Origin of the sequence: Streptomyces flavochromogenes, from assembly GCF_000717595.1 — a bacterium.
Taxonomy (GTDB): Bacteria; Actinomycetota; Actinomycetes; order Streptomycetales; family Streptomycetaceae; genus Streptomyces; species Streptomyces flavochromogenes.
Map to the genome: position 1 here is coordinate 188,949 of NZ_JNZO01000002.1, position 20,608 is coordinate 209,556.

Genomic DNA, 20,608 nt, shown 5'->3' on the forward strand with positions numbered 1-20,608 from the left:
TCACCTCGGGTTCCCGTTGCCGTGCGTCCTGTCCGTCCCGTTCGTGACGTTCACCGGGCGCGCCGGAGCCGGCCGGCCCGACTGGGCCGCCATGATCTCCTCGTACAACTCCGGCGTGAACTCCTGGAGATGGGCGAGGATGCCGCTCATCTGGGTGCCGACGTTCACGAAGCGTGTCCTGGCGCCCTGGAACTCGACCTCGTCCACCTTCCGCGTCCCGCGGTGCAGCCCCACCACCGTCCAGTCGTCGAGGCAGACCGGGGAGCCCGACGAGCCGCCGCGGGTGTCGGTGAAGTACAGGATGTCGTGCTCGTCGGCCCGGTAGACCAGGTTGTTGCGCAGCGCGACCCGCTTCGGCAGCCCGCCCGGGTGCTGGATGATGTTGACGGGGACGCGCTGCCGCTCGCGGACGAGCAGCGGCCGGGTGGCGACCCGGAGGGTGGGGCGGCTCGCCTGGTCGGGGGAGAGCCGGACGATGGCGTAGTCCAGGCCCGCGTCCCAGGCGGCGAGCTCACCGGCCGTGGCCTCCGGGGCGGCGGCCGCGTTCTCGACGAAGTCGAAGCGGGAGCGGGACATGAGCGCCTGGAGGCGCAGGTCCTCGTCGCTGACATACGGACGATCGCCCGGCTGCTCGGCGGAACGAGCCATCACCACATGGTGGTTGGTGATGAGGAGGTCGGGGGCGATCATCCAGCCCGTGCCGCCGTGCGGATAGGACGGCAGCAGCGGCGCTCCCGACTCGTACGGGGGGATGCGCAGGAGGGCGACGGAGGCACCGGCCCGGATCCCGCCGTGCAGGAACTCGTACGGCACGGTGTCGTCCTGGAGGACGATCTCCTCCTTCATCTCCCCGGGCATCATCTCCGCCGGGAGCTCCGCCTCACCGGTGATCGCGCGGGCGACGGTGTCGAGGGCGCCCTGCAGGACGGCTCGCGGTCCCGGTTCACGGGTCTGCTCGATGGCGTTGTGCAGCCAGATCTCCAGCGGCACCAGACCGTCGATGAGCCGTTCGACCTGGTTCATCGCGTTCAGGTCGGCGTGGATCTGCTCCCGGGGGTCGTTCAGCTGTTCGAGCGTGGCCGTGAAGTTGCCGGGAATGCCCTTGAGGAGGGCGGAGCGGACGGCCCGGTCCGCGAGACCGGCCTCCATGGCGGCGTTGCGGACCCGGACGAGTTCCTGCTGGCGGAGGAACGGCTTCTTGCGGAGCGCGGCCCCGGCGGCGGTCGGCGGCGGGCGCGTCCACAGCCCTCCACCGCCCCCCTCGCCCTCGGAGACGCGTTCGAACCCGGTTCCCGAGCCGGCCCCCGGCATCGCGCCGCGCGGCGGCGGGCCCGTGTCCATCGCGGAGGCGACGCCGAGCAGCAGGTCCCCGCTGCCGTCCCGGAGCGTCAGCACCTGCCGGGCGACACTGTCCAGGGTGCCGCGCCGCCGCGCCTCCCACAGGTCCCGCTCGATGCGGTCACGGTCGAGCCGGGCCGCGTCGGCGGGAGACGCGGAGCCCTCCCCGGCGGCCGACTCGAGGATGCGGGCCAGCGGCTCACGGAGTCCCGGCTCGTCGACGAGAGTGGTGTCGATCCAGCGGGCGAGTTCGGTCACCACCGCTTCCTCGTCCGCCGGCAGCCCCACCAGCCGCAGGGTGTGCTCCAGCAGCTGGGGGTCCTCGGGACAGGCCGTGGCGGCCGCCGTACGCGCCAGCGACGGCTGCCTGGCCAGATCGGCGTCGGGCATCCCCCGGAGCGTCCTGGCGAGCCGCTCACGCGCCGGGGCGGCATCGACGTCCGCGAGGTCGGCGAGCCGCGACCGGGCGACGAGCACCCCCAGGGACTCGAACGACAGCCCGAGCCCCGCCGCGATGTCCTCCGCCTCCTGGAGGTCCCGGTCGGCGTCCGCGAAGTCGCCCGTGTCCTGCGCGAGCCGTGCCGACAGCTGCAGCAGTTCGAGCTGGGTCTCCGCGCAGCCCGCCTGCGCCGCCCCGTTCACGGCCCGCTCGGCGGTCGCCCGCGCCTCGGCCGTCCGCCCGGAGCGGGCGAGGGTCTCCGCGAGCAGCGCGTGGAGCCGGCTGCACGGCGTCCACGGCCGTCGCTCGGAGAGCCGCTGCGCCGCCGCCTCCACGTACCCCTGGGTGAGCAGGTCCTCGACCTCGCGTGCGGCGATCCGCTCCCAGTCCTCCTGGTCGGCCCCGGTCATGATCTGGTCGGGCACATGGCCGCCGATCCTGCCGAGGAGGAACGCCGCCGACCGGTCGGGCATCTCCTTGTGCGTCGAGCCGCCCAGGTAGGCGGCGACGCCAGGCTCCCAACGCGCCTCGACCGTACGGGGGTTCTCGCCGAGCCGCAGCCGGTGATAGATCTCCTCGGCACGGTTCCGGGACCCTTCGAGGGCCGCGTAGTGGGCGACGGCGCTGCGGTCCACGGCCCGCATCAGATCGGTCCGCGCGCTGTCCGTGAGGCGCAGCATGATGGCCCGCAGATCGGACCGGTGCCGGATGGCGTCGGGCCCCGCCGACTCCATCAGGTCGACCCGGGAGGTGAGCAGCCCGTAGAGGCGGCGGGCCTCTCCGGTGGTCTCGACGTGGAGCCCCGCCGGACCGGCGAGCACCTCACGGACCAGCTCGGGGGTGATGAAGCGCAGCGCCAGACCCGCTTGCACGAGCGCCCGGAGGTCGTCCTCCGCGATGTGCTTGAGGATGCGGTCGTACAGCGTGCCCTGGATGAGCATCTGGTCGACCTGCCGGTCGAAGTACCGCCGCCGGGAAGGCAGTCCGCGCAGGAGGCCGCCGAGCGACGAAGGGGCGGCCTCGCCCGCCGAGACCGCCGTACGGGCCGCCAGCTTGAGGCTCAGCGGGTGGCCGCCGATCCGGTCGGCGAGGTCCTCGGCGAGCCTCTCGTCGACGACGCCCGAGGACATCAGGAGGTCCACGGAGGCCTGGTGGTCGAGCTCGGTGAGCTCCATCGTGCGAGGGGTCAGGACTCGGGCCGGATGATCGATGGGCGCCCGCCCGGAGACGATGAACCGCAGGCGCGAGTAGGCGGCCCGCAGCGCCGTCCAGATCGCCCACATCCGGCCGAGGACGGGCGAGCCGCGGTACTGCGCCTCCTCGAAGGAGTCGATGACGACGACGAGCGGCGGCGGCGTGCCGCCGGGCGCCGGGCGGACGGCCTCGGCGACCAGGGACGCGATCCGGTGGGCGAGGTCCTGCTCGTGGGCGCTCGCCCGGGCGTGGAACTCGGTCGAGTAGTCGCGGCCGAGCGTGGCCCGGGTGCCGGCCAGTTGGTGAAGCTCGTCGAGCTCGTCGCGTTCGCCGCGCTGGGTCGCCGCCGTCCGCTCGCACTCGTCGGCGAGCGCCTCGAAGGACGGCCGGAGCGCGGGAAGGCGGACGCCGAGCTGCCGGGCCATCTCGGCGATCACGGTGGCCGGTTCGTGGACGGAGAGCGTGGGACGCGCGAAGTCGATGTAGGCGAAGGGGAATCCGGTGGGCGAGGCGGCCAGGGCGTCGACGAGGAACTTGGCGAGCAGGGTGCTCTTGCCGATGCCGCCGACGCCGTGGAGGAGCACCGGGGGCTCCGCGGGCTCCTCGGGGAGCGCGATGTAGGCGTGCAGGGAGTCGAGTTCGGCGGCGCGGCCGTGGAAGGTGCCCCGGATCAACCGGTGCATCGGCTGGAGCAGCCGGGCCGTCTCCAGGCGGTGCTGCACGGCGTCGACGGAGGGGAGCCCGGTCACGCCCGGCACCCGGCTGAGCCAGAGCACGGCCTGGAGGGTGTCGGACAGCTCCTCGACGTCGTCCAGGGGAGGGACGGCCGCCGCGGGGACAGGGGAAGGCGCGGCGGCACGGGCAGGCGCGGAGGTCGGTGCGGTCACGGAGGCGGGTGCCGTCAGGGAGGGCGGTGCGGTGGGGGCGGCGGTCGCGATGGCGAGCGGTCCGCCCTGGAGGTGTGGGGACGCCTCCGGGGGGAGGCCCGTGCCCGTACCGGTGAGCAGGGCGGGGGTCGTCTCCGGAGGGAGCCCCGTGCCCGTGCCCGTGAGCAGGGCCAGAGCGGTGCGCTCGGGGCCGGGGCCCTCCGGGCACAGATCCATATTCGACCGCAGCACGCTCAGAGCGGCTTCGGGACCCGCGAGGCCCGCCAGGGTCTCCTCGCGGACGTCCGGCTTGAGCGTCCAGACCATGGCCCCGGGGGAGGGCAGCGCGGTGCAGTCGTCGACGAGTTCCAGGACGGCCCGCCCGGTGGGCCGTTCCTCGCCGGGCAGCCGCAGCAGCGCGGGGTCGAACTCCTGGAGCAGACAGGCGGCCTCGCGGTAGGAGCGGCGGGGATCCGGCAGCGCGCCGGCGGGGGAGGTGAGGCTCACACGCAGTGCGTCCCGCAGCTGGTGGGCGGCCTCGCCGTCCGGTGAGGCCGGCGGTGGCAGGGCCCGGTGGAGCCGTACGACGTCCTCCACCGCCGTGCACAGCCGGCGCATGTAACTGTCGCCGTTCGAGGGTGAGTCGACCGCGCGCAGGACCTCGGCCACGGCCGTGTCCGTCAGCTCCCCCACGGCCCCCTCCTGCCCGGGCGGTGCCGCGTCCGTGAAGAACTCCCGGAAGAAGTCCCGGAGATCGCCCTCGTCGGTGAGTCGGGTGGTGTCCCGGCACTCGTTCTTGCGCACCTCGTACGGGAGTTGACGCATCGTCGTGGCGTATCCGAGCAGTACCAGACGGGGCACGGTATCGGCCCGCACCGGAGTGTGCTCGTAGATCGCCCGCGCCAGGACCCCGATGGCGTCCCACACGTCCGCGTGCGGGTCCAGCCGGTCGCAGTCGTCCAGGACCAGCCAGAAGCGGTCCTCGGCGGCCGTCGCCCGCGCGACGATCCGGTGCGCGGCATCCTCCAGGGTCGGCAGTGGATCGTTCAACCGTGTGGGGTTCAACGGGAAACCGTTGGTCTCGGGACCCGCCACGAAAGCCGAGAGCCGTTCCATCAGCCGTTCCGCCGTCGAGGTGCGGGACAGCGTCACCCGTACCGGACGGAAGTCGTGGTGCTGGCCGAGATGACGGATGAGCTCGTACGTGTACGAGCGGCCGCTGTCCGGGGGACCGTCGACCACCAGCACCGTCTGCTCCGGGTCGGCGAGGAAGCCGCGCAGCTTCTGCCGCAGCTCGGTGCGGTTCAGGAAGACCTCCGTGCCGTGCTTCAGGAGCAGGCTGTCGAACGGGTCCCGCGGGGAGCGCCGCAGCCGCTCGTCCTCCCGCAGCCGGGTGAGCAGGTTCCGCGCCTCGGCGCCCTGTTCGAAGGCGTGCGGATCGTCGATGGCGGCGAGCGCGTCGAGACCGGCGAGGACGACGAGGAGCCGGCGCTGGTGGGCGATGTCCCTGCGGGCCGCCGCGACCACCAGGAGGGCATTGCGGTCGGCGTCCGGGGTGAGTGGCAGGTCGTCGACGAAATCGGCCGGAAGCCCGGCACGCAACAGTCGTTCGCGGGGCTCCGGGGTGTCGAGGAGATGGTCCCGCACCCAACTGGCGACGAGCCCCCACTCGGTCTCGGTGAGCGGCATACCGCACCTGCCCGGCGCTCTTGGCGCAGCGCCGGTCGCTCCGGCGCCGGGACGTGAACTGATCGGGCCGGACGGCCCGTCCCTCCCATCGTTTCACCGGCCCGAAGGGGTCGCAATCGCTGTGGGGGCGCGGCGGCGAAGGCCTGGACCGGGCACGGGGGCGCCCCTCGGCTCAGGGGTGCAGCACGAGGTCCCCGTACGACTCCAGCCGCCGCCACCGCTCCTCGGGCGCCCGCGTCGCCGGCATCACGTCCACGTCGGGCAGCGGCCCGAACTCCAGCTCGGTGATCTCCGCGACGTCCGAGACGGGCACCTGGTACGTACGGAACGGGCCGAGCGGCGGCGGCGCGCCGGTCGTCGCCCCCGCGAGCGCCCGCTCCGCGTCCCGGCTCAGGTCGGGGCTCTGGTCGAGCACGTACGCGGCCGCCGCGAGCGCCCCGTCCTGGAGGAACGCGGCCACCTTCCAGAACCGCATCGGCACCTGGATCCCCCGGTACGGCGGGTCGGAGTCGTGGAGCACCGGGCCCGTGAGGACGGTCAGCCTCCGGTCGTAGACGGCGGCGTGGTCGAGCAGGTAGTTCTCCAGGCCCTGCCAGAGCTGCTTGCCCTGGTTGAAGACATCCGCCTGGGGAGCGGCGTTGGTGAAGTGGAAGGTGTCCGTGTTGGCGCGGGCGGCCAGGGCCGAGGGCCCCCAGACCGGGTCGAGCCGGCGGACCAGATGGCCGCGGTCGAGGCTGTTGTTCCGGTAGATGTCTTCGCCCGCCTGCTGCTCGTCGGGCAGCCGCGGGTCGAACTGCCAGACGTCGTCGCGGGGCACGTCCTCAAGGAGCTCCCGCCCCTCGACGCACACGGCCGTCGAGGCCGCGAGACGTCGGTCGGGCCGGAAGACCACGGTGAAGTGGGTGTACGGCAGGATCACCGTCCCGATCGACTGCCGGACCGGAAGCGGCAGCGGGACGACCGGTCCGAGGAAGGCCTCGTCGTAGCCGGTGCGGTCGGCGAGCGCTGCGCGGCGGGCGTCGTCCGTGCCCGGAGGGAGGTGGGGATCGGAAGGCTTCATACGAGGTAGGTACCGCGTGGAGAGGGGCGCGCTCGGCGCCGGACCACAGGCCACTCGATCAGACGCCCCGGTTCCTCTCCGCTCTCCCGCCCTCCTCCTCTTTCCGCCAGGAGGCACCCCATGGCCACCGGACTCGCCCTGCACGTCGGACTCGACAGCGTCGACCCCGCCCGCTACGAGGGCCGGGAAGGGACCCTGGTCGCCTGCGAGAACGACGCCCACGACGTGGCGCGGCTCGCCCGCGCCGCCGGATTCGAGAGCACGGTCCTGCTCACCCCAGAAGGGACCGTCGCCAATGTCACCGCCGTGCTCGGCGGCGCGGCCGCCCGGCTCGGCCCCGGCGACATCCTGCTCTTCGGCTACTCGGGCCACGGCGGCCAGGTGCCCGACGAGAACGACGGCTCGGCCGCCACCGGCTCCGACGACGAGCCGGACGCGCTCGACGAGACCCTCGTCCCCTACGACCGGCAGTTCCTCGACGACGAGGTCCAGCGCGCCTTCAGCGCCTTCGCCGACGACGTACGGATCGTCTCCTTCTTCGACTGCTGCCACAGCGGCGGCAGCATCGAGATCCCCGGCGGACCGGTGGCCGACGCCACGGCCCGCTTCATGCCCGAGCCCCAGCAGCGGCAGCTCTACGACCGCGACCGTGGCTTCCACGCCGAGCTCCGGCGCTCCCCCGCCGACTCCCGGCCCCGGAACGGAGCGGGCCCCGACGCGCTCCTCGTCTCGGCCTGCCAGGACAACCAGGAGGCCTCCGACGGCGACGTCAACGGCGCGTTCACCGAGGCGCTGCTCCAGGTGTGGGACGACGGCGCCTTCCGCGGCGGCCACCGCGACTTCCACCGGTCGATCCAGCGCAGACTGCCCCCGACCCAGAGCCCGAACCTCTACCTCACCGCCACCCCGGACCAGGAGTTCGTGGACCAGAGGCCGTTCACGGTCTGAGCGCCGTCGCGAGCTGCGCCCGCGAGCGGACGTCGAGCTTCTGGTAGATCCGGGTCAGCCGCGCCTCGACCGTCTTCACACTCAGATACAGCTTCGCCGCCGCCTCCTGGTTGCTGGCACCCTGCCCCACCAGCCGGGCGAGCCGCAGCTCGGCCTCCGTCAGAGAGGAGAGTGCCGGCAGGGCCTCCTCACTCCCGGAGCCGCCCCCGGAGCTCTCGCCCACGGCGCCCGCCGGGGACTCGCACGCCAGGGCGAGCCACGGCGTCGCTCCGGCCCGCTCGAACACCGTGGCCGCCGTCTGCAGCGCGCTCTGCGCCGCCGACCGGCGCCGTCTGCGGCGCTCCACCCGGGCCAGGGCGATCAGTGCCCGCCCCCGCTCCAGCGGCAGCCCGGCCCGGCCGAAGGCCTCTGCCGTGCGGGTGAGCAACTGGGCCGCCTCGTCCGTGCGCCCCTCCGCCGCGAGCCACAGGGCGTACGCCCGGTCGCAGCCGAGCAGGACCGTGGACCGGCCCAGCCGGGCCGCCACCGGCCGTACCTCGTCGAGGAGCGCCAGCGCCTCGTCGCCCGCGTCGTGGGCGAGCAGTGCCTCGGCCAGCTCCTCGTGCCAGCGCAGCATCGACGGGTCCACGGTCGACTGGGCGCGCTCGTCGGCCTGGACGCGCCGCAGGGTCTCCAGGGCGGCGGCGACGTCCCCGTTGATCAGCTGGACCCGGCCGAGCGCGTACCGGCTGCGGGAGAGGAACACCCGGTCGCCCTCCTCCTCGGAGGCCTGGACGCTGCGCCGGGCGTAGCTCGCCGCCCGCGCGAAGCTGCCGCCGGCCGTCTCCGCGAGCGCCAGCGTGTACCAGGCGGGGCCGGGGGAGAGGCCCGCCTCCAGAGTGAGCGCGAGGGACTGCCCGGCGTGCGCGAGAGCGGCCGCGCAGGCGCCCCTGCGGGACTCGACGGCGGCCAGTGTGGAGAACAGCTCGATCGTGTCCTCCACCGAACCGCGCCGCTGGACCAGGGGCAGCAGCGCGTTCAGTTCGTCGCGGGCGTCCGTCAGACGGTCGTCGAACAGCGCGTGTCGGATCGTCAGGATCTGTGCGGCGTTGCGGATTCCGAGAGGCCGCTCGGCCAACTCCAGGGCTCGGGCCTGCGCGAGCACCGCCTCCGCGTCCGGCGCGCCGAGGGCCCGCTCCATCCGCGCCTGCACGGTCAGCGCCTGTGCCGCCGTCCGCGGGTCGCCCATGGAGGCGGCGAGCGCGGCCGATTCGACGGCCGCCGTCCGCGAGCGCTGGGGATCGCCGTCCGCGAGCACGTACTTGACGGCGAGCCGGAGCTGCACCGCGGCCCGCAGGGCGGTGTCGCCCTCCGAGTCCTCCATGGCGTGGACGTACATCTCGTCGAGCCCGGTCAGCCCCTGCCCCGCGGTGTCGAGGACGGCGAGCCGCGCCCTGACGCGGTCGGCGGGCACCGCGTCACGGGCGAGCAGATCGGTGGCGGCCCGCATGGCGAGGTCGGCGCGGGCCGCGCGGGCGGCTTCCTCGGCGGCGTCGACGAGCCGTGCGATCCGCCGTGTCCCGTGCCGTCCGGGCGTCGACTCGGCGGCCAGCAGGGCGAGTTCGGCCGCGAGCGCGCTGTTTCCGCGCCGCCGGGCCAGATCGGCCGCGTTCGCGACCTCGGCCGCGAGGTCCTCGTCCGGGCTGTCGGTGGCCAGTGCCCGGTGCCGTACCGCCTCCACGGGGTCGTCCACGACCTCCGCGAGGGCCGCGTGCCCGGCGCTCCGCTCGGCCCAACAGGCGTCGTGCACCAGGGTGGAGGGCAGCAGCCCCGCGGTGAAGGTCACCGACCCGTCCTCGGCGAGCGACACGAGCCCGGCGCGCTCGGCCGCCGCGAGGTCCGCCTCCGCGTTGGGCCGTCCCGCCCGCCGTACCAGTGTCGACGAGGGGCGCAGCGCGAGGGCCGCGAGCAGCAGCGTCTCCCGTACGGCGAGGGGCGCGGCGCCGAGCAGCTGGCGGGCGAGGTCGCGGGCGCGCCCGGACAGCGTCAGCGCCTCGGCGTGGTGGACGGGGGTCCGCGCGTCGGCCAGCGAGCGGCCCACGGCGAGCGCGAGCCGCGGATTGCCGCCGCTGGCGCGGTGGATGCGGCCGGCCATCCGGGAGGGCAGCCGGTGGTGGATGAGGAGTTCGGCGATCTCGTCGGCGTGCAGCGGCGGCACGAGCAGCACGTCCGCCTCGGACGGCACCCACAGGTGGGCGGCGTGCGGATCGTCGGGGCGGTGCGGCGCACGGTAGGGCTCGCCCGCCTCGCCGTACGGCTCCGGTGTCTCGACGGCCACCACCCGCAGCGCGGGCGGCGCGAGGTGGAGGGCGAAGCGGAGCAGGTCCGCGCTGTCCGCGTCGACGTGCTGGACACCGTCGACGACGAGGAGCACCGGGCCCCGGCGGGTCAGGGTGCGGAGGATCTGGGCGATGCCGAGCCGGAGCGCGATCGGGTCCCAGCCGCCGGCGTCGAGCGGCGCCTCGCGGCAGAGCATGGCGACGGCGGTGCGCTGGGGCCCGGGCAGCTCGTCGAAGACCGCGGAGGCCTCGGGCCCGGCGGATGCCTTGTCGGCCGGGCGGGGCTCACGGCGCCTGCCGCCGGGTTGCGGCCGGTGCACGGTCGCCGCCACCGAGGCCACGAGCGCGGCGGCCGACGCCCCGGGTATCTCGCGGTCGGACGGCAGGGTCGCCAGCCACAGCACGGTCTCGCCGCGCGCCTCGGCGCGGGTCGCCTCGGCGAGCGCGAGCTCGGTCTTGCCGACTCCGGCGGGCCCGGTGAGCAGGGCCCGGCCCCGGGTGTGGAGGGCGCGTTCGAGGCGGGCGAGGAGTTCCTCGCGGCCCACCGGCGCCGAGGGGCCCCCCGGACCCGTGGGGCGCAGGGCGAGGTACGGAGCTGTCGTCACTGTCCATCACCTCCGGCGCGCTCGGGCCCCCGGCCCATGAGCCCCGTGGGCAGAGAATACGGAGCCCACCGGTGGAGTCCAGGCCCTGTGTCCGGCATACGGACAGGGCGCCCCGGCGGGACGGCACCCCGGAACGCCAGAACGCGCCCGTGGTGTAGACCACGAGCGCGTCGCTGACCAGCAATGATGCTGATGTGGGGGGTGGTTCGGTGGTGGAGCGATGGCGCCTTAGAAGGTCAGGCTCCACGAGTTGATGTAGCCGGTGTCACCCGTGGCCACATCGCGGACCTGAAGCTTCCAGGTGCCGTTGGCGACCTCGCTCGACGCGTCGACCGTGTACGTGGTCAGGACGTTGTCGGCGCTGTCCGAGGAGGAGGACGCCTTGAGGTTGCGCACCGTGCCGTCGGGGGCGACCAGGTCGATGACCAGGTCACCGCGCCAGGTGTGCTTGATGTCCACGCCGACCTTGAGGGCGGCGGGAGCGTTGCCGGTGCGGCCGGTGACGGCGATCGAGGACGACACGGTGGTGTTGTCCGAGATCGTCACATCGGTCGCGTTGGTGAAGACGGTGCCGGCCGGCGGGGTGGTGGTGACGGCGTCGACGGTCTTCGCCGAGTCGGCGATGCCGGTGCCGCAGCCGCCGGTGCAGGTGCCCGGCAGCGGGCGGGCGTTGGCCTTGATCGCGGACTCGATCTCGGCCGGGGTGAGGGTGCTCTTGGCCGACTTCAGCAGGGCGGCGAGGCCGGCGATGTGCGGCGCCGCCATCGACGTGCCCTGGTAGGGCTTGTAGTTCTCGGTCGACTGGGTGGTCGCGCCCGAGTTCAGCGTGGAGTAGATGCCGTTCTCGGGGGTGGTGACGGTGCCGGGCGTGTCGGTCGAGCGGCGGGTCTCGCCGCCGGGCGCGGCCACGTCCACGATGGCGCCGAAGTTGGAGTAGTACGACCGGTTGCCCTCACGGCTGGTGGACGCCACGTTGATGACGTTCGCGCAGTTCGCGGGGGTGAATCCGGAGGCGTTGGCGTTGCTGTTGCCCGCGGCGACGACGACGGTGGTACCGCGCGAGACGGCGCCGTTGATCGCGGTCTGGTAGACGCTCGGGCAGGTCGCGCTCGCGCCGCCCAGGCTCAGGTTGATGACCTTCGCCGGGGTGGCGTTGGCCGGGACGCCCGGCACGGTGCCGCCGGAGGCCCACGTGATGGCGTCGGCGATGTCGGCGGACGAGCCGCCGCACTTGCCGAGCACCCGCACGGGCTGGATCTTCGCGTTGTACGCGATGCCCGCGATGCCCTTGGTGTTGTTCGTGACGGCGCCGATGGTGCCGGCCACGTGGGTGCCGTGCCAGGAGGAGTTCGAGGCCTTGGAGCCGGTGCCGCACTCGTTGTCGGTGGCGTTCCAGTCGCCCTCGTCCTTCGCGTCCGCGTCGCGGCCGTTGCCGTCGCGGGCGTCGGCGGAGGTCGAGATGAAGTCGTAGCCGGAGACGACGTTGCCGGCCACGTCCGAGTGGGCCGCGTAGCCGGTGTCGATGACCGCGACGGTGACGCCGGAGCCGGTCGTCTTGTCCCAGGCCGCAGGAACGTTCATGCCACCGGTGGGCTCGAAAAGGTCCCACTGCTTGGTGTAGTCGGTGTCGTTCGGCGTGACCGCCATCGCGTAGGCGCGGATGTCGGGCTCGACCGAGGCGACGGACGGGTCGGCGCGGAACGCGGCCATGACCTCCGTCACGTCCTGCTTGGTGGCGCTGTCGCCCAGGTCGACCAGGGCGCCGCCGCCGGCGAGGCGACGCTCGAAGGAGAGCTGCTCGCCCGTCTTCGCGGCCTTCTCGGCCGTGTCGCTCTTCGCGGCGGTGTTCGAGCCGGCCTCGGCGGCCTGGCTCTTGTAGGTGACGATGACCTTCTCGACCGGGGCGCTGGGAAGCGCCCGCATCGTCTGCGAAGCCGGTGCGGGCTTCGGGGTGGCAGCGCCCGGGGCGGCGGCGATCGCCCCGGTCGTGGCAGCGGCACCGAGGATCGCGGCGCTCGCGACCACGGATATGACTCTCCGCCTGGAACCGTTCAAGGTGTGGCCCTTTCGAGTACGACGTAGCTGCGGAGCAGTGGCGGCGGCGCGGGACGCAGGAGCGAAGTGGGGTCGCGATCCGGCATTCCCTGGGCTGGGGGGCCCGTGCGCCGCCACCGGCGCGACGGCCCGGGTCAAGGCCGTCCCCGGCGGATGCCACCCTCCGCATGCACCTGTCAGGGTGCGGTCGGGGGATGATATCTGCCGGTGCGGAGGACAGTAGGGAACGGGGGGGTGAACCCGATACGGGGAAAACCCTTGTCACCCCTCACGGGGCGGCGGGGGTCCGGTGAGGGGAGGTGCGACCGGGGGTGCGGGCACGGGAGTCGGCGCCCTGTCACACGCCCACCGGGCGGCGGGAGTACGCCCGGTCGACCGGCCTGAACAGGCACGTTTCGCGGACTAGGTACGTACCTGCTCCACGGGAAAGGTACACACCTCTCGGCCGGAGCCCGAGGGCGGCCCCCCGACGAAGCCGCCGGGGCCGCGGGGGCCCCGGAGCCGGCTGGGGACACCGGGGGCCCGGGGCCGGCGGGGGCATCGGGGGGCGTCCGGACCGCCTGTGGCGGGCGACGGGGCGCTCGGAGGGGCGCGGCCTCAGCCGAGTTCGAGCGTCGTCACCCCGTACACGCGCTCGCGTGCCACCGGGCGCACCGGGCCCGTGTACATCCGGGCCGTCTCGAACGTCGGCTCCAGACCCCGCTCCTCGGCCAGCCGCGCCGCCGCCGGATTCGACTCCGGCATGTCGACCGCGATCCGCGCCGAGCCGAACTCCCGCGCCTCGGCGGCGAGCGCGTCGAGCAGGGCGGCGGCGTCGGCCGGGGTGTCCGCGAACAGCGGCCCCACCCGTGCCTCGTCCTGCGCCCGCCGGACCACCCCGTACCCCGTCGGACGTCCGTCGACGATCCGTACCAGCGCACGATGGCCGGGCGTGGCCAGCCAGGCGGCCAGGAACCGCGGCCGGTCGGCGTGATGGCAGGCGTTGTCGTACGCGGCGAGGGCGGCCGGATCCACGGACCCGGCGGGCACCACGCCGGTCACCGGGGCGTCGGGAGCCGGGACCTCGCCCACGTAGCGCGCCGTGCGGTACGCCGTCGCGAATCCGGAGCGCCGGTAGTTGTCCTGCTGCGCCGGCACCCCGTCGAGCCCGACGGACCGGTCGCCGGCGTGCGCGAGCGCGGCCCGCCACGTGGCCAGACCGTGACCGAGGCCGCGGAGTTCGGGCCGTACGAGATAGAAGCCGAGGAACGCGTACGCGTCGTCGTAGGTGACGACCGAAATGGCGGATACGGGCTCCCCCGCGACCCGGCCGAGGAAGAACCCCCGGGGATCCTGCGCGAAGAACGCCGCGGCGTCCGAGAGCCCCGGGTTCCACCCCTCCTCGGCCGCCCAGCCGCGCACGAGCGCCCAGTCCCGCTCCGTGGCGGGGGAGACGGAGAGCGGGCCGGAGGAGGCGGAGGCCATGGGGATCCCTTCAACAGCCGGGAGCGGGTGCGTACTCGATCGGGGGACCGGGGGACCGGGACCTCGCGACCGGGCCTGGGGCCCGGGGCCGGGACCCGGGAAGGAGCGGAACAGGATGAAACGTGGACAGAACCCCTGCGGTGAACCGGGCAAAGCGCGCCGAGCCTAGCGCCCCGCGCCACCGCCCCCGTCCCGGGCCGATCGATTCAGGCCGCGGCGCTCGGCGGCTCGCCGACCCGGCCGCGGGTGGTCGAAGGGCGCGATCCCGCCGTCGGCGGCCCGGGCCCGCCGTCGGCGGACCGCCTCGGTGGACCGCTTGGGACGGACCGGCTCGGTGGACCGCCTCGGACGGGCCTCCGCCGGCGGACCGCCGTCAGTGGACGAGACGGAGCCGCGGCCCCGCGACCGTGAGGCGCACGGTCTGACCCCATGACAGCTCCAGCGCGTCCGACTCGACGCCGTCGCCGAACACCACCAGCCGGTCCGACTCGACGGTGAGGCGCAGCCCCTGACCCGGGTCGAGGAGGCCCTCGACCCGGCTCGTTCCGGTCGTCGGGGACGGCCACGCCTCACGGACGAACCACGCGAGCCGGGCATCCGCCGGCGCGGGGAGCGCGAGCGCGCTGGAGCGCTGCTCCCACAGGGACCGCAGCCAGCCCGTGGCCCCCGTACCCGTGCCCACGAGCACCCCCGACGAGGCCTGGGCCTCCGGCGGAAGCTCCGTCGCGTCGAGATCCAGGGTGTACCGGGCGGTCTGATGGCCGCGCGGCCCGACATAGATCTCGTTCAGCGCCAGCAGCCGCTGCGCGTCGTCGGTGACGGCCTCCACCATCGTCAGCTCGTCGACCGTCACCGCGGCCCCCGCCGCGTACGGCAGCAGGCGCCGTGCCCGGTCCGCCCGGTGGCGGACCAGGACGCCCGGGTTGCGCCCCGGGTCGGCGTCGATGCCGATGACGGGCTGACCGGTGAGGTACTTCGCCGCGTTGGCGACCAGACCGTCCTGCCCCACCACCACGACCACGTCCTCGGGCCCGAACAGGAACCGGTCCAGATCGGCGCGCTCCACCCTGGTCTGCCGCCAGGTCAGGGGCACCGCGGCCGCCACCTCGGCCAGCGCGCGGTGGGTGCGGTCGTGCCGCTCGCGCACGGCGTCGACCGAGCGGCCGCGCGCGGAGAGGAAGAACGCGGCCTGACCGTGCGTGCCGTGCCGGGCGAGCAGCTCCTCGTACTCCGTGGTCCGGTGCACGAGCACCGCGCGCGGCGCGAGGCTCACGGCCGGGCCCCGCCCTCGCCGAGCTTGGCAAGGAGCCCTGTCAGGACGTCGGGCGAGAGCGTCAGGTGCTCGATCCGGGGCAGGTTCTCGGCGGCGCGGGACACGGCCAGGGCGTGCAGGGTGGCGGGTTCGACCTCGGCGTGCGCCCGCAGCCACGAGGACTGCGCTCCGGCGCGCGCCTGCCCGACCTCGCGTGCAGCCTCCGCCTCGGCCCGCGCGAGGCGGACCTTCCGTACGGCCTCGGCCTCGGCTCGTACGGCGTCGGCGGCGGCGTTCTCCTCGGCCTCGCGACGGGCGTTGGTGCCGCGCTGCTCGACGAGCCGCTCCTCCTGGCGGGCCAGCTCGATCTTGCTCGCCAGCTCGTTCTCCGCGATGGCGCGCTCGCGTTCGACGGCGACCGCGCGGCGTTCGTACGTGGCCCGGTCGGCCTCCTGCTGGATCTGCTCGCGGGCAGGGGTGCGCAGGGCGCGCTCGACCTCGGGTTCGGGCCGGATCGCGACCACCCGGACGGCGACGACCTCGATGCCGGTGGACGGCAGCCGGGGCTCGGCCGCGAGTCCGGCCGTGACGCGGTCCCGTACCGCCGCCACGCCGTCGACGAGCGCCTCGGCCAGGGCGGTGCGGGCGAGGACGTCGAGGGCGTGCTGCTGGGCGGTCTCGGTGAGGAGGGTGGCGATCTGCTCCAGCGGGGTGCCGCGCCACGCGCCCGTGTCGGGGTCGATGGAGAAGTCGAGCCGGGTGGCGGCGGCCGCCGGGTCGCCGATCCGGTAGGTGACGGTGGACTGGACGCTGACGTCCTGGAAGTCGGCGGTCCGGGCGTGGAAGGCCATGGCCAGTTCCCGGTCGTTGACCGGGACCTCGGAGAGGGCCGCGGTGCGCGGGCGGAACCAGAAGCTCAGTCCCTCGCCGTCGTGCACGAGCTTGCCGCGGCGCTGGTGGCGGATGTGCGCGGTGGGTGCGGAGCGCAGATGGCGCCAGCCGGCCCGCCGGGTGATGTCGGCCATGAAGAAACCCCCTTGTCGTCATGTTGACGATAGGGGGTTTGCCGGGTTGTCGTCAAGATGACGAATTCAGCGCGTCCCGCCGGGCCGGAGGTTCCTCGACCGGTGGCCCCGCCGTGTCCTCGCCGCGCGTCCTCGACGTGTGAGGGACCCTCAGCCCGCCGCCCGCGCGTGCGCCGGCTCGGCGCCCGGCACGGTCGGATCGGGCAGGTCCCGAGGGGGCGCGCCCTGCTCGGGTGTGGCCGGATCGGGTCGGGCCGAACGGTGGACGGCGAGCTCGGCCGAGCGAGGCGCCGGCACCGACCGGACGGCCCACCGGGCAGGCGTACGCGCGCGCGTGGAATCCGCGGTCGTCCCGGGCGCTGCCACCGCCACCACTACCGCCTCGGGGCGGGCCGCCACAGCGGATGCCGCCACCGCCTCGGGGCGTGTGGCCGGAGCCGCCTCCGGGGAGCCCCCCTTCGTCAGCAGCACCACGCCCCGCGCCGCGACCAGCGACGCCCCGGCCGCGACCAGCCAGCCCCACGCGCCCGCTCGGAACGTCTCGCCGAGCAGCGCCACGCCGATGATCGCTGCGGCCGCGGGGTTGGAGAGGTTGACCACCGCAAGCGGCGCGGCGAGGCCGCCCCGGTAGGCGGCCTGGGAGAGCAGGAGGCCGCCCGAGGCGAAGCCCGAGATCAGCAGCGCGAGGAGCGCGGTCTGCCACCAGGCCGGCCTGCCGCCCGGGAGTTCGAGCGCGAACGCGGCCGTCAGCGTCTGGGTGAGCGCGGACGCGACGCCCGAGGCGATCCCGGAGGCCGTGGCGTGCCCGAGCCCGCGAGGCGCGTGCCCCTTGGCCGGGCGCCGGCCCGAGGCGAGCGCGACGATGAGGAGCGCCGTCGCCGCGGCGACGACCAGGGACTCGCGCAGGCTGAGCGCCTCGCCGGGCTCGGTGGGGCTGGTCACCGCGACCAGTCCGACGAGACCGGCCAGGGTCCACAGCGCCCCGCGCCACTCGGTGCGGGTCACCCGGCGCCGTGCCGCGTACGCGCCGAGCGGCAGCGCCGCCACCAGGGTCAGCGCGCCGAGCGGCTGGACCAGCGTCAGCGGCCCGTAGTGCAGGGCGGCCACATGGGCGAGGGCTCCGGCGGCGTTGAGGCCGACCGCCGACCACCACTGCCCGCGGGCGAGCAGGGCGCGCAGCGCCCCCCGCCCGTCCTGGACGGGGGAGGCGGCGGCGAGCCGGGACTGGGCGACGGCGGCGAGCGCGTATCCGGCGGCGGAGACGAGCGAGAGGAGCACCGCGACGACGGTGCCGGTGGCGGGGTTCATCGGAGGGCTCCGACCGGGAGAGGGGTCGTACCGACCTGACGGGGTACGGGTGGAGGCGCCGTCCGGCGGCCGGGGGCGCGGACGGCGAGCAGGGCGAGACCGAGCAGCGCGGCGGCGGCGAGCGCGTCGAACCAGTAGTGGTTGGCGGTGCCGACGATGACGAGCAGGGTGAACAGCGGGTGCAGCAGCCACAGGACCCGCAGGCGGGAGCGGGTGGCGGCGATCAGTCCGATCGCGACCATCAGGGCCCAGCCGAAGTGCAGCGAGGGCATGGCGGCGAACTGGTTGGCCATCGAGTCGGTCTCCGGCGTCGCCCCGTACACCGAGGGGCCGTAGACCCGCGCGGTGTCGACGAGCCCGCTCGCGGCGAGCATCCGCGGCGGCGCGAGCGGCATCAGGAGGTGCAGGACCAGCGCGGCACCGGTGACGAGTGCGAGGACGCGGCGCGACCACACGTAGTGGGCGGGGCGGCGCAGATACAGCCAGACGAGGAAGGCGAGGGTGGCCGGGAAGTGCACGGCCGCGTAGTACGTGTTCGCGGCCCGGATCAGCGGTTCGCCGTGCAGGAGCAGCTGCTGGATCGTTCCCTCGCCCGGCAGGTGGAGCGCGCGCTCGGCGTCCCAGACGCGGTCGGCGTTCCGGAAGGCGCGGGACTCGTGGCCGTTGGCGAAGAGCCGGCCGAACTTGTAGACGAGGAAGAGCGCGGTGACGAGCGCGAGCTCGCGCAGGAGGGGTGGTCGGGCGGACTCGCCGCCGTCCCCCTCGCCGCTCCCGTGCTCGTCGAGCCCGAAGGGGGCGCGGGTAGGCGTCAGCCCCGATCCGGCAGGACGTGGTCCTCGTATCCCGCGTTTCCCGGCAGCCATCGCGCGGCCCTCTAATCAGTCAATTCTCCAACAAACGGAGTGAGCCTAGATCCGATTTAATCGAGACGCAAGCGTCTCGATACGTTTGCGTCTCGATTGTGCACCCCCTACTCTCGTATGTGCAGAGACAGAGGTGTCCGGGAGGGATCGATGTCCACGTCCACGTCCGCATCAGCGTCCATGCCGGGGTCGGCGTCCACGGAGGCCGCCACCGCGGCGGCCCGCCGCAGCAAGATCACGCCGGAGCGCGAGACGGAGCTGTACGACGCCGTGCTCTGCCTCCTGCGCGAGGGCGGATACGACTCGGTGACCATGGAGGGCGTCGCGGCCCGCACCAAGTGCGGCAAGGCCACCCTCTACCGGCAGTGGGGCACGAAGCCGCAGCTCGTCACGGCCGCGCTCGCCCAGCGCCGCTGCACCGTCTTCACCGGCATCGACACCGGCACCCTCGCCGGTGACCTGCGCGAGGCGGGCCGGATCGCCGCCTCCCACCGCGAGCGCGACGCCGAACTCATGGAGGCCGTCGCCCAGGCCTTCATGCAGCACCCCGACCTGCGCGCCGCACTCCGCGAGACCGTCATCGCCCCCGAGGTCGCGGCCATCGACGCGGTCGTGGCGCGCGCGGTCGAGCGCGGCGAGGTCGACGCCGACAACCCCGCGATCGGCTTCGTCGCCCCCTGCTTCCTGGGCATGCTCCGCATCGAGCGGCTCTTCGAGGAGCGCTTCACGGACGTCTCGACCATGCGGACCTTCGTCGACGCCGTCCTCCTTCCGGCACTGCGCGTCGAGGGGTGAGTCGCGGGCCGGTCCGTCAGGCTGGAACCATGCCCGGAGAGCCCGCACAGCCCGCCCACCGCGTCCGCGTCCGCCGGATCTACGAGACCCCGTCGCCGGACGACGGCGTACGGGTCCTCGTCGACCGGCTCTGGCCGCGCGGACTCGCCAAGACCGACGCCCACATCGACGAATGGCCCAAGGCGCTCACGCCGTCGACGGAACTCCGCCGCTGGTACCACGGAACCGAGGGCGAGTACGAGGAGTTCCGACGGCGCTACGAGGCCGAACTCCAGGCCCCCGACGCGGTGGCGGCCCTCGACCGGCTGAGGAGCATCGCGGCGAAGGAGACGGTCACCCTCCTGACAGCGGCCAAGGACCCCTCGGTGAGCCACACGTCGGTCCTGCTGCGGGAACTGGACCCCCAGACGGGGGCGTAACCCTCAGGCCCGGTCCAGCCGCAGCCGGGGCGCCTCGGAGGCGGCGTCGACGACGACGGCCCTGTGGGCGGCTCCGGCCGCGTCCGCTCCTCCGGTCCCGCCGCCTCCGGAGGCGCGGTCGGCCAACTCCCGAGCCCACAGCACGAGTCCGCCGGCATCGATCCCGTATGCGGCGGCGGCCTCCAGGGTCTCCGGCCCGCCCCCGATGCGGTCGGCGCCACGGCGCAGCAGCCGCGCTCCGCCCGCCGTGTTGCCGCGGGCGGCGTGCGTCAGGCCCACGGCGAGCTGCGCGAGGCCCTGCCACAGGTCACGCTCCGACTCGGGGCCGGACTTCCAGGCGTCCTCGAAGACCTCGTGCGCGTGGAAGGGCATCCCGGCATCCAGCAGCCGCTGGGCCTCGCGCAAGGTCTCCTCGGGAGCGCGGACGACCCCCTCGGGCTGCCGCGGCACGCCCTCGGCGCCGTACGGCAGCGGCCGGCCGAGCCCGTCGCGGGGACGCGCGCTCCGGGCCCGCCCCTCCTCGTCGCGATCCCTGCCGCGGTCACTCGCTGTCCGGTTCACGTGTCCATTGTCGCCCCCGGGGCGATCGGGACCGCTGGGCTCGACGGTCCACCGCACACCGGACCGCGGGGGGTCGCGCGGGCCGGCCATGGCGGCCGCCCGACGGCCGAGCGTCCTCGCCCCTCGCCCACGCAGCGCCCCTGGCCACCACCTGCGGCGCGTGACAGCCCGTGCGTCAACCCACCCTCCGGAGTGAGGTAATGTTTTCCCTGCACGCCGACGAGGGGGGAACCCCGAGGAGACGCGCATCGGGACGTGGCGCAGCTTGGTAGCGCACTTGACTGGGGGTCAAGGGGTCGCAGGTTCAAATCCTGTCGTCCCGACTCGAAAGAGTCGCAGGTCAGAGGCCGTTTCAGAGTAATCTGAGGTGGCCTCTTGATCGTTTTTGGGGACCACTTGGGGACCAGCG

General features: G+C 74.3%; 13 protein-coding genes and 1 tRNA gene. 4 read left to right on the forward strand and 10 right to left on the reverse strand.

Annotated elements, in window-relative coordinates; genetic code table 11:
* Both IF00_RS43360 and IF00_RS0103000 read right to left on the reverse strand, forming a co-directional pair.
* The gene (locus tag IF00_RS43360) at positions 1 to 5,526 is read right to left on the reverse strand and encodes a trypsin-like peptidase domain-containing protein (RefSeq protein ID WP_051819738.1); all 5,526 of its coding nucleotides are present in this window, start codon (positions 5,524 to 5,526) and stop codon (positions 1 to 3) included.
* Between the two features lie 172 nt (positions 5,527 to 5,698).
* The gene (locus IF00_RS0103000) at positions 5,699 to 6,586 is read right to left on the reverse strand and encodes a DNA/RNA non-specific endonuclease (RefSeq protein WP_037637401.1); all 888 of its coding nucleotides are present in this window, start codon (positions 6,584 to 6,586) and stop codon (positions 5,699 to 5,701) included.
* A gap of 120 nt (positions 6,587 to 6,706) precedes the next feature.
* Here IF00_RS0103000 and IF00_RS0103005 point away from each other — a divergent pair, with 120 nt between their 5' ends.
* Positions 6,707 to 7,534 carry a caspase family protein gene (locus IF00_RS0103005; RefSeq protein ID WP_030313883.1) on the forward strand — a complete coding sequence of 276 codons (828 nt, stop codon included), beginning with the start codon at positions 6,707 to 6,709 and terminating at the stop codon, positions 7,532 to 7,534.
* Here the strand turns inward: IF00_RS0103005 and IF00_RS0103010 are convergent.
* From IF00_RS0103010 to IF00_RS0103040, 7 genes are all read right to left on the reverse strand, one after another.
* Positions 7,524 to 10,457: a helix-turn-helix transcriptional regulator gene (locus IF00_RS0103010; RefSeq protein WP_037637402.1), complete on the reverse strand. Its 2,934-nt coding sequence runs from the start codon at positions 10,455 to 10,457 to the stop codon at positions 7,524 to 7,526. The two genes, IF00_RS0103005 and IF00_RS0103010, sit on opposite strands and share 11 nt — an antisense overlap.
* 228 nt (positions 10,458 to 10,685) lie before the next feature.
* Positions 10,686 to 12,380 (reverse strand): S8 family serine peptidase, encoded by a 1,695-nt coding sequence (locus tag IF00_RS0103015; protein ID WP_037637426.1) that lies wholly within the window; start codon positions 12,378 to 12,380, stop codon positions 10,686 to 10,688.
* A 729-nt stretch (positions 12,381 to 13,109) separates the two neighbouring features.
* The gene (locus tag IF00_RS0103020) at positions 13,110 to 13,976 is read right to left on the reverse strand and encodes a GNAT family N-acetyltransferase (protein ID WP_030313889.1); all 867 of its coding nucleotides are present in this window, start codon (positions 13,974 to 13,976) and stop codon (positions 13,110 to 13,112) included.
* Between the two features lie 373 nt (positions 13,977 to 14,349).
* Complete coding sequence (locus IF00_RS0103025; protein WP_030313891.1) at positions 14,350 to 15,249, reverse strand: NAD(+)/NADH kinase; 900 nt, start codon at positions 15,247 to 15,249, stop codon at positions 14,350 to 14,352.
* Positions 15,246 to 16,253: an SPFH domain-containing protein gene (locus tag IF00_RS0103030; protein ID WP_030313893.1), complete on the reverse strand. Its 1,008-nt coding sequence runs from the start codon at positions 16,251 to 16,253 to the stop codon at positions 15,246 to 15,248. The genes IF00_RS0103025 and IF00_RS0103030 overlap by 4 nt, the downstream gene beginning before the upstream one ends.
* A 150-nt stretch (positions 16,254 to 16,403) precedes the next feature.
* Positions 16,404 to 17,561, reverse strand: a complete 1,158-nt coding sequence (locus tag IF00_RS40895; protein ID WP_078944512.1) for a DMT family transporter — start codon at positions 17,559 to 17,561, stop codon at positions 16,404 to 16,406.
* Positions 17,558 to 18,373 carry a phosphatase PAP2 family protein gene (locus IF00_RS0103040; protein ID WP_030313896.1) on the reverse strand — a complete coding sequence of 272 codons (816 nt, stop codon included), beginning with the start codon at positions 18,371 to 18,373 and terminating at the stop codon, positions 17,558 to 17,560. The genes IF00_RS40895 and IF00_RS0103040 overlap by 4 nt, the downstream gene beginning before the upstream one ends.
* Positions 18,374 to 18,604: 231 nt before the next feature.
* Between IF00_RS0103040 and IF00_RS0103045 the strand changes: the two genes are divergently transcribed.
* Together IF00_RS0103045 and IF00_RS0103050 are read left to right on the forward strand one after the other, a co-directional pair.
* Positions 18,605 to 19,219, forward strand: a complete 615-nt coding sequence (locus IF00_RS0103045) for a TetR/AcrR family transcriptional regulator (protein WP_030313898.1) — start codon at positions 18,605 to 18,607, stop codon at positions 19,217 to 19,219.
* Positions 19,220 to 19,248: 29 nt separating this feature from the next.
* Positions 19,249 to 19,638, forward strand: coding sequence for a DUF488 domain-containing protein (locus tag IF00_RS0103050; protein ID WP_030313899.1), 390 nt, complete (start codon positions 19,249 to 19,251; stop codon positions 19,636 to 19,638).
* Positions 19,639 to 19,641: 3 nt separating this feature from the next.
* Here IF00_RS0103050 and IF00_RS0103055 read toward each other — a convergent pair whose 3' ends face one another.
* Positions 19,642 to 20,199: a DUF309 domain-containing protein gene (locus IF00_RS0103055; protein ID WP_030313901.1), complete on the reverse strand. Its 558-nt coding sequence runs from the start codon at positions 20,197 to 20,199 to the stop codon at positions 19,642 to 19,644.
* Between the two features lie 249 nt (positions 20,200 to 20,448).
* Here IF00_RS0103055 and IF00_RS0103060 point away from each other — a divergent pair.
* Positions 20,449 to 20,522: transfer RNA gene (locus IF00_RS0103060), tRNA-Pro, on the forward strand.
* Positions 20,523 to 20,608 lie beyond the last annotated feature (86 nt).